The organism is Rhodococcus sp. EPR-157 (genome assembly GCF_001647195.1).
Classification (GTDB): domain Bacteria; phylum Actinomycetota; class Actinomycetes; order Mycobacteriales; family Mycobacteriaceae; genus Rhodococcoides.
The window spans coordinates 1-8,322 of sequence record NZ_LVCV01000681.1 but is presented as its reverse complement, the minus strand read 5'-3'; the positions used below and the strand labels follow the sequence as shown (position 1 = coordinate 8,322).

At 64.3% G+C, this 8,322-nt stretch carries 9 protein-coding genes; 3 read left to right on the top strand and 6 right to left on the bottom strand.

Features of this window, described 5'->3' with window-relative positions; translation table 11 throughout:
- On the bottom strand, positions 1-182 hold a 182-nt coding region (locus A2J03_RS30275; RefSeq protein WP_197481021.1), incomplete at its 3' end, for a helix-turn-helix transcriptional regulator.
- A 59-nt stretch (positions 183-241) separates the two neighbouring features.
- On the opposite strand from A2J03_RS30275, the gene A2J03_RS29190 reads away from it, so the two are divergent.
- Together A2J03_RS29190 and A2J03_RS29185 are read left to right on the top strand one after the other, a co-directional pair.
- A complete protein-coding gene (locus A2J03_RS29190) occupies positions 242-1,408 on the top strand; it encodes a winged helix DNA-binding domain-containing protein (RefSeq protein WP_068381666.1) in 1,167 nt (388 codons plus the stop codon).
- 72 nt (positions 1,409-1,480) lie between these two features.
- Entirely contained in the window at positions 1,481-2,272 is a 792-nt protein-coding gene (locus A2J03_RS29185) for a DNA/RNA non-specific endonuclease (RefSeq protein WP_068381657.1), read from the top strand.
- A gap of 84 nt (positions 2,273-2,356) precedes the next feature.
- On the opposite strand, the gene ychF is transcribed toward A2J03_RS29185, so the two are convergent.
- Genes ychF through edd form a run of 5 tightly spaced genes read right to left on the bottom strand, consistent with a single transcriptional unit; the run spans position 2,357 to position 7,082 of the window.
- Positions 2,357-3,436 (bottom strand): redox-regulated ATPase YchF, encoded by a 1,080-nt coding sequence (gene ychF / locus A2J03_RS29180; RefSeq protein WP_068381654.1) that lies wholly within the window; start codon positions 3,434-3,436, stop codon positions 2,357-2,359.
- Between the two features lie 12 nt (positions 3,437-3,448).
- Positions 3,449-4,231, bottom strand: a complete 783-nt coding sequence (locus A2J03_RS29175; RefSeq protein ID WP_068381651.1) for a TIGR03620 family F420-dependent LLM class oxidoreductase — start codon at positions 4,229-4,231, stop codon at positions 3,449-3,451.
- Between the two features lie 42 nt (positions 4,232-4,273).
- Positions 4,274-4,582: a CD225/dispanin family protein gene (locus A2J03_RS29170; RefSeq protein WP_068381648.1), complete on the bottom strand. Its 309-nt coding sequence runs from the start codon at positions 4,580-4,582 to the stop codon at positions 4,274-4,276.
- A 20-nt stretch (positions 4,583-4,602) separates the two neighbouring features.
- Positions 4,603-5,229 carry a bifunctional 4-hydroxy-2-oxoglutarate aldolase/2-dehydro-3-deoxy-phosphogluconate aldolase gene (gene eda / locus A2J03_RS29165; protein WP_068381646.1) on the bottom strand — a complete coding sequence of 209 codons (627 nt, stop codon included), beginning with the start codon at positions 5,227-5,229 and terminating at the stop codon, positions 4,603-4,605.
- Positions 5,230-5,258: 29 nt separating this feature from the next.
- Positions 5,259-7,082 (bottom strand): phosphogluconate dehydratase, encoded by a 1,824-nt coding sequence (gene edd, locus A2J03_RS29160; RefSeq protein ID WP_068381672.1) that lies wholly within the window; start codon positions 7,080-7,082, stop codon positions 5,259-5,261.
- Between the two features lie 142 nt (positions 7,083-7,224).
- Between edd and A2J03_RS29155 the strand changes: the two genes are divergently transcribed.
- Positions 7,225-8,322: ROK family transcriptional regulator (locus tag A2J03_RS29155; RefSeq protein WP_231912765.1), on the top strand; the 1,098-nt coding region annotated here is incomplete at its 3' end.

The window sequence follows — 8,322 nt, the reverse complement described above, 5'->3', positions numbered from 1 at the left end:
TACGGCGACTCCCCATAGGCCAGTTTGAACTGTCGGCTGAGGTAGCCCGCAGAGACGTTCACGCCGCGGGCAAGAGCCTCGACATCGAGAGGCTGCGCGTACTCGCGATCCATCCGGTCCCGAACGCGTCGCAGACGCACGAGATCCTTGCGTCGCTCTGGAGAGATGGATTCGGGACTCACCTGGCTGATCGTTCCACGGACTCTCGGCGTCCGCCAGAAGATGCCGTCACAATGAGTGCGTGAAGATCACCGATGCCCAGCGCCGAGCTCGACTCGCGACACGTCAGTTCGCTGACGCCGCATCGCCTGAGGACGTCGTCTCGTCCGTGTTGGCGCTACACGCAACCGATCCTGCGACGGTGTACCTCTCGGTTCTGGCGCGGGCCCGATCGTCGACCGTCGAGGACGTCCGTGACGCACTGTACGACCGTCGCTCGCTCGTGCGACTCATGGCGATGCGTCGCACGTTGTTCGTCCTTGCGCACGACGATGTACCGGTCGTGCACGCTGCGGCCAGTCTCGGCGTCGCGAAAACCATGCGCGCACGGTTGAAGAAGCAGGTGTCGACGCTTCCGACCGAGCCCGTGGTCGAGAACGTCGAAAAGTGGCTTGCCGCAGTGGAAGAAGAGACGGACGCGCAGTTGCGGGCTGTCGGGACCGCCACCGGTGCCGAACTTTCCGCAGCTGTTCCGTTGCTCAAGACGGCTCTTCTCCCGACGACCGACAAGGCGTACGACGTCAAGCGTTACGTCACGTCGGAGGTGCTGGTGATGATGGCAGCGGAGGGGAAGCTGGTCCGCGTCGAACCGCGCGGGGCCTGGACTTCCCGACGCCACGCGTGGGCGCCGATCGAGGAGTGGTGGCCGGACGGTATTCCGATGATGGACGAAGCCGAAGCACGCACGGAGCTTGTGCGCCGCTGGCTCGACGTGTTCGGGCCAGCGACCGTCGACGACGTCCAGTGGTGGACCGGGTGGAACAAGACTCAGACTCGCACGGCGCTCGCAGAACTCGATACCGTCGACGTGGAATTGGCCGAAGGCGACGGAATCATGTTGTCCGACGCCGATATTTCGGGAGTCGCATCCGGTGTCATGCTGTTGCCGGCGTTGGATCCGACGCCGATGGGATGGAAGCACCGTAACTGGTACCTCGGCGAGCACAAGGCGCCACTGTTCGACACCTTCGGCAACATCGGCCCGACGATCTGGGCGGACGGCTGCATCGTCGGCGGCTGGGCCGTCACTCCCGCCGGCGAGGTGGCCACGGAATTGCTCGAGGACATCGGGGCTCAGGCTGCTGATGTCACCGCCGAAGCGGGCCGAATCACCGATCTGCTCGACGGTGCCGCGGTCGTCCCGAGCTTCCCGACGCCGCTCGAAAAGCGGTTGAGGGGGAAGAAGTAGCGCTGAGTCTCGATTGCTCAGGAGACGCTTGCCCTTTACCTCGCCGCAACCCGCACACCGTTGTATGGACCGATGGGCTACGAATCAGACCTGCTCGCAGTTTCCGTTCCTATCCCAGGCCGCGAAGGGCTCGCCGAGCTCAGCTACACCCACTTCACGGTCTCGATGGATACCGCCCGCAGAATCGCTGCGGTCACCGCGGTCAACATCGATGGCTCGAAGCTTCGCGACGTCAAGCGAAGCGACAATTGGCAACTCGACAACCGACTGCCGCGGAACCAGCAGGCCGGGCCGGAACTGTACTCGAACAACGACATCGACCGAGGCCACCTCGTCCGGCGGAACGATCCCGTCTGGGGTCCGATTTCCGTTGCAGAGCAAGCTAATCGGGACACGTTTCACTACACCGTCTGCGCTCCTCAGACAGCGGAACTCAACCAATCGAAGATGCTCTGGCTCGGGCTGGAGGACTACGTACTCGAGCACGCCCGACAGTACGGCCGGTCACTGTCGGTCTTCACTGGCTGCATCTTCGACGACGAGGATCCGGTGTACCGCGACATCGCGATCCCGCGTCGGTTCTTCAAGGTCGCGGCGTGGATGCAAGAAGATTCGCTTGCGACGACCGGCTACGTCCTCGACCAGTCGGAGTCGCTCGATCGGATCCTGAACCAAAACGTGTTCGCTCAGGAGATCCCACCGCTCGGTGCGTATCGGACCTACCAGGTCCCGGTCGAAGACATCGCCGAGGTCACCGGGTTGACCATGCCCGATCTCGTCGACGCAGACCGCCTGACCGCCGTGGCGACAGCTCGGCCGATCGAGTGGACCGAGCTGCACGTCGGTTCGGATCTTGTGTTCTGAGATCGGGCTGCGGGTTCGGGATTCAGCGCGGCGCCGTTGGCCGCGCACCACCGCGGATCGAGTGTTGTCGTACCGACGAAAGATTCAGACGTTGAACCTGAACTCAACGACATCCCCGTCGACCATGACGTAGTCCTTGCCCTCGATACGGACCTTGCCCGCGGCCTTGGCCGAGGCCATGGATCCGGCCTCGACGAGGTCGTCGAAGCTGACGATTTCGGCCTTGATGAAGCCACGCTCGAAGTCGGTGTGAATGACGCCCGCGGCCTGAGGAGCGGTGTCACCCTTGTGGATCGTCCAGGCACGCGCTTCCTTCGGACCCGCCGTGAGGTAGGTCTGCAGGCCGAGGGTGTGGAAGCCGGCGCGCGCCAAGGCGTCGAGACCCGGCTCCGTCTGCCCGACGCTCTCGAGCAGCTCGGCTGCCGATTCGGCGTCGAGTTCGAGGAGTTCGGACTCGATCTTCGCGTCGAGGAACACTGCATCCGCCGGAGCGACGGACCGGGCGAGCTCGCCGACCTTCACGTCGTCGGTCAAGACACCTTCGTCGGCGTTGAAGACGTAGAGGAACGGCTTGGTGGTGAGGAGCTGGAACTCCTTGAGCAGTTCGAAGTCGAGCTTGTTCTTCTGTGAGAACAGCGTCTTGCCCTCGTTGAGCACGGCCTGAGCGGCGAGTGCAGCGTCGAGCGCGGGCTTGCGGTCCTTCTTGATCCGCGCTTCCTTCTCGACGCGCGGGATTGCCTTCTCCAGCGTCTGCAGGTCCGCGATCGCCAGCTCGGTCTCGATGACCTCGATGTCGGCGGACGGGTCGACGCGACCGTCGACGTGCACGACATCGTCGTCGGCGAACACCCGAACCACCTGGCAGATGGCGTCAGCTTCACGGATGTTGGCGAGGAACTTGTTGCCCAGGCCTGCACCTTCGGACGCGCCCTTGACGATGCCGGCGATGTCGACGAACGACACCAGCGCGGGCACGAGCTTCTCCGATCCGAACACCTCGGCGAGCTTGCCGAGCCGGGGATCGGGAAGCGGCACCACACCGACGTTGGGCTCGATGGTGGCGAACGGGTAGTTCGCAGCCAGCACATCGTTCTTGGTCAGTGCGTTGAAGAGGGTGGACTTGCCGACGTTGGGCAGTCCGACGATTCCGAGGGTGAGGCTCACGGTCTATGGAGTCTACTTTGACGGCGCTACCAGCTCGGACAGTGCCCGTCCGGCCGCAACACCCGAGGTGCCGAGTGGAGCCAGAACGACATGGTCCGCTCCTGCTTCGTGGTGCTCCTGGACGCGCCGAGCGATGTCCTCGACGCTCCCCCACGCGACGAGGGCGTCGACGAGTCGATCACTGAGATTGTCGACGTCGTCACTGGTGAAGCCCATGCGGAGGAAATTCTGGCGATAGCCCGGGACTGTCGCCAAGAAGGACAGTGAGTCACGAGCCGGCGCAGGATCCGAGCCGAGTACGACGAACTGATCGATCACCAGCGTCGCATCACCGAGAACGGCCCTGGCGTCGGCGGTGTATTCGGGGGTCACGAGCAGCGCGACGGCACCGGCGGCCTTCGTGCGAGCCATTTCGAGCTTCTTCGGACCGAGGGCTGCCAGGAGGATCCGGTCGGCAGGAACGTCGAGTTCGTCGAGATAGGCGTTCAGTCCCGCGAGCGGCTTGGCTGTCTGCGGGCCGCCGAGGCCGAGCACGAACCTGCCCGACGAGTGCAATTGCCGGTACAGCGCCCCGGTCTCGGCAGGACCGTAGACATCGACCGGCACGATCCCGGGCACGATCTTCGCCGACTCCGTCGCGTGGACGAGGTCGGCGAAGCGTCCGAGCCGATCGATCTGGCCGCCCGCGAGCCACAGCGACGAGTAGCCGAGCGATTCCAGCTCGCAGGCGTCGTCCAGGTACGAGTGGCCGATGTCGATGGAGATGCCGATACTGCCGAGTCCGAGTGTGTCCATGAGGTCGACGCTAAAACCTCGAGCGGCGTTCAGGTCAAGGCTCTACACCGCACTCCAGGTGCTCGTGTTGATCAGGATCGCGAAGAACACCACGTAGAAGGCGATGAGCACCACGAAGAACGCGACCCACACCCACAATGCGATCTGCCCGAGCTTCTTGGCCCGGTCCGACGCGTACTGCGCACCCTGGAAATCGCCCACCGCCCAGCGCGGGTAGACGTTCGAGGAGTGGGTGAAGGCCGAGAACGCGAGCGGCCAGAAGAACAGCACCGCCGCCACTGCCCAACCCACGTTGGACGGCGGCGGCGGTGGCGGCGCGTACTGCTGATATGGCTGATTCGGGTCCGTCATGGACGCAGCGTAATACCTACTTACGCGGTTGTCTTCAGCGTCGATGTGGCCTCGGCCAAGGCGGTCACGGCGTCCCAATCCTCGTTCGCCACCGCGGCGGCCGGAGTGAGCCACGAACCTCCGACGCACCCGACATTCGGCAGCGCCAGATACGTCGACGCATTGGCAGTGGAGATTCCACCCGTCGGGCAGAAGCGGGCCGCGGGGACGGGTGAATGGATGGACTTCAGAAAGCTCGCGCCACCGGACGCCTCGGCGGGGAAGAACTTGAGATCGGTGTATCCGGCTTCGAGGAGGGTGAGCACTTCGGACACCGTTGCGGCGCCGGGGAGATGCGGCAATCCGGTGTCCCTCATGGCCTTCGTCAACGCCGGAGTGCAGCCCGGTGACACCAAGAACTGAGCGCCCGCATCGGCAGCCTGCTTCGCCTGCCCTGGCGTCACGATCGTGCCTGCGCCGATCAGGATCTCGGGAACCTCCGCAGCGATGCGCTCGATGGCGTCGAGTGCCACGGGAGTCCGCAAGGTCAGTTCGATGACGGGCACTCCGCCCTTGACCAGGGCACGGGCGATCGGTACAGCGTGATCGAGGTTGTCGATGACGACGACGGGGATGACGGGAACGCGGTCGAGCAGAGATGCAGTCAAGTTCTTACCTTTTCTAGGGTCAGTGGGGGTCAGCGCATCACGAACATCGCGCCCTCGTCGGCGGGGCCGACGAGCGCACGCATCCCGGAGAACAGGTCACGACCGGTGCTGGACCATTCGTCCTTGCCCAACACGCGCCCGGTGACCGGGCGTGCCTCGAACTCGGCGAGAGGAACGTCGATCGACAGTGTGCCACCGAGCGAGTCGAGGGTGATCATGTCGCCGTCTTCGATTTTCGCGATCGGTCCCCCGCTCGCGGCCTCCGGCGTGAGATGGATTGCCGCAGGAACCTTTCCGGACGCTCCGGACATCCGGCCGTCCGTGATCAGCGCGACGGAACGTCCTCGGTCCTGCAGGATTCCGAGGGCCGGGGTGAGTTTGTGCAGCTCGGGCATTCCGTTGGCCTGCGGGCCCTGGTATCGCAGGACCGCGACGAAGTCGCCGTCGAGCAATCCCGCGTCGAATGCCTCGAGGAAATCCGCCTGGTCGTCGAACACCTTCGCAGGTCCCGTGACCACCCGATGTTCCGGCGCCACTGCGGAAGTCTTGATGACGCACTTGCCGATCGGCCCGGTCAGCATCTTCAGTCCGCCGTCAGCACTGAACGGCTCGTTCGCTCCGCGTAGGACGCTGTTGTCGTGGCTGATTCGAGTACCGTCCTGCCACATGACACCGTCGCCGTCCAGCTTGGGTTCCTGCGTGTATCGCGCAAGCCCCGGTCCGGCAACGGTTTTGACGTCCTCGTGCACGAGTCCCGCGTCCAGAAGTGATCCGATGACGAAACCGAGGCCACCCGCTGCGTGGAAGTGGTTGACGTCGGCCTTGCCGTTCGGGTAAATCCTGGCCATGAGCGGCACGACAGCGGACAGATCGGACAGATCCTGCCAGGTCAACGTGATGCCCGCTGCCTTGGCGATGGCGACGAGGTGCATCGTGTGATTGGTCGAACCGCCGGTGGCCAGAAGTGCGACGCATCCGTTGACGATCGACTTCTCGTCGACGACTTCCCCTACCGGCGTGTAGTTATCGCCCAACGACGTCAGACCGGTCACGACGTGTGCGGCCTCGCGAGTCAGGGCGTCGCGCATTGCAGTTCCCGGGTTGACGAACGAGGAGCCCGGTAGGTGAAGGCCCATGACCTCCATGAGCAGCTGATTGGAATTCGCCGTTCCGAAGAACGTGCAGGTGCCACTGCCGTGATACGACGCAGCCTCGGCATCCAGCAGAGCCTCGCGGCCCACTTTGCCCTCGGCATAGAGCTGGCGTGCTTTCGCCTTCTCGCCGTTGGGGAGTCCGGATGTCATCGGCCCCGCGGGCACGAACACCGCAGGTAGATGGCCGAAACTCAATGCGCCCATGAGCATTCCGGGCACAATCTTGTCGCAGACCCCGAGCATGAGGGTGGCGTCGAACATGTCGTGAGACAGCGCAATTGCGGTCGACATCGCGATGATGTCGCGACTGAACAGCGAGAGCTGCATTCCGTCGCGGCCCTGCGTGATGCCGTCGCACATAGCTGGGACGCCACCGGCGAACTGTGCGATGCCACCGGCGTCGATGACGGCCTTCTTCAGCACAGCCGGGTAGGTCTCGAACGGCTTGTGCGCCGAAAGCATGTCGTTGTAGGCAGAGACGATCGCGATATTGGGCTTGACCATTCCGCGGAGCGCTTTCTTGTCTGCTGTGCCCGATGCAGCGAAGCCGTGGGCGATGTTGGCGCACGCGAGACGGCCACGCGCTGGCCCTTTGTCTGCTGCGGCTGCGATTCGATCGAGGTATGCGGATCGTTCGGACTGGCTGCGGTGTGCGATGCGGTCGGTTACCTGACGCAGGACCGGGTGAAGTGTGTCCATGAGTATCTCCGATGTTCGGTCTCTCATCACCCACCCTAGGGCCACTTACGTGGATCGACAACTCAACTTATGTTTTTCAAAGTTGTAAGTGTTGATTCTTAGGCTGTTGCCGCAAAAGTTGCTTGTTGGTTGAATGGCGTATATGACTACGCCACGCCCGAGCGCGCCGCCTGCCACAGCAGGCGAGATCTTCGCGCTCGTTCGCGACGGCGAGGCAGATACTCGCGCGGAACTCGGCAAGATCACCGGCCTGTCACGGTCGGCGGTCGCCTCCCGCGTCGCCGCGCTCACCGGTCTCGGGTTGATCATCGAGACCGAGGACACCCATTCGACGGGCGGCCGACCGCCGGCGCGACTGTCTTTCGACGTGGACGCAGGCGTCGTACTCGCCGCCGCGATCGGCCGCAGTCGCTCACAACTCGGCGTCTTCACCCTCGGCGGGGAGTTTCTCGCGAGCGACACCGTCGACCAGGAGATCGGCGTCGGCCCGGACGAGTTGATGCCTCAGATCACCAAGCGTCTCCAAGCACTGCTCGACGAGTCGGGCCGAGCCGGGCACCGCATCCTCGGGGTCGGTCTGTCCATCCCCGGCACCGCCGACACGGTGCGGGGCTGCAGCCTGGACTCGCCGATCATGCACGGTTGGGACGGAGTGCCACTTGCTCCGTTTTTCGCGGAGACCACGTCGGCACCGGTCTTTCTCGACAACGACGCCAATGCGATGGTCCTCGCGGAACGTCGGGACAACCGAGACCGATTCCAGGACGCACTGCTGGTCAAGGCCTCGACAGGCCTCGGTGCCGGAATCGTCGCGGGTGGCGCTCTGCAACGTGGATCACTGGGAGCCGCAGGAGAATTCGGACACACCAAAACCGCAGCCGCGGCAGGAGTCGCCTGCAGGTGCGGCGACAGCGGTTGCCTGGAAGCAATCGCCGGCGGCTGGGCCTTGGTCCGAACACTCCGGGAACAGGGGCGGAACGTCGGCCACGTCCGGGGCGTCGTCGACCTCGCGGTGAGCGGTGATCCCGAAGCTCGCAGATTGATCCGCGACAGCGGACGCCATATCGGTGAAACACTGGCCGGGGCAGTGAACCTGCTCAACCCCGAGGTGCTCATCGTCGGCGGCGACATGGCCAAGGCGTACGACATCTTCGTCGCCGGGTTACGTGAGACCGTCTACGGAAACGCAACCGCCCTCGCCACCAAAGCACTCACCATCCAGGCCACGACGCACGGCGAC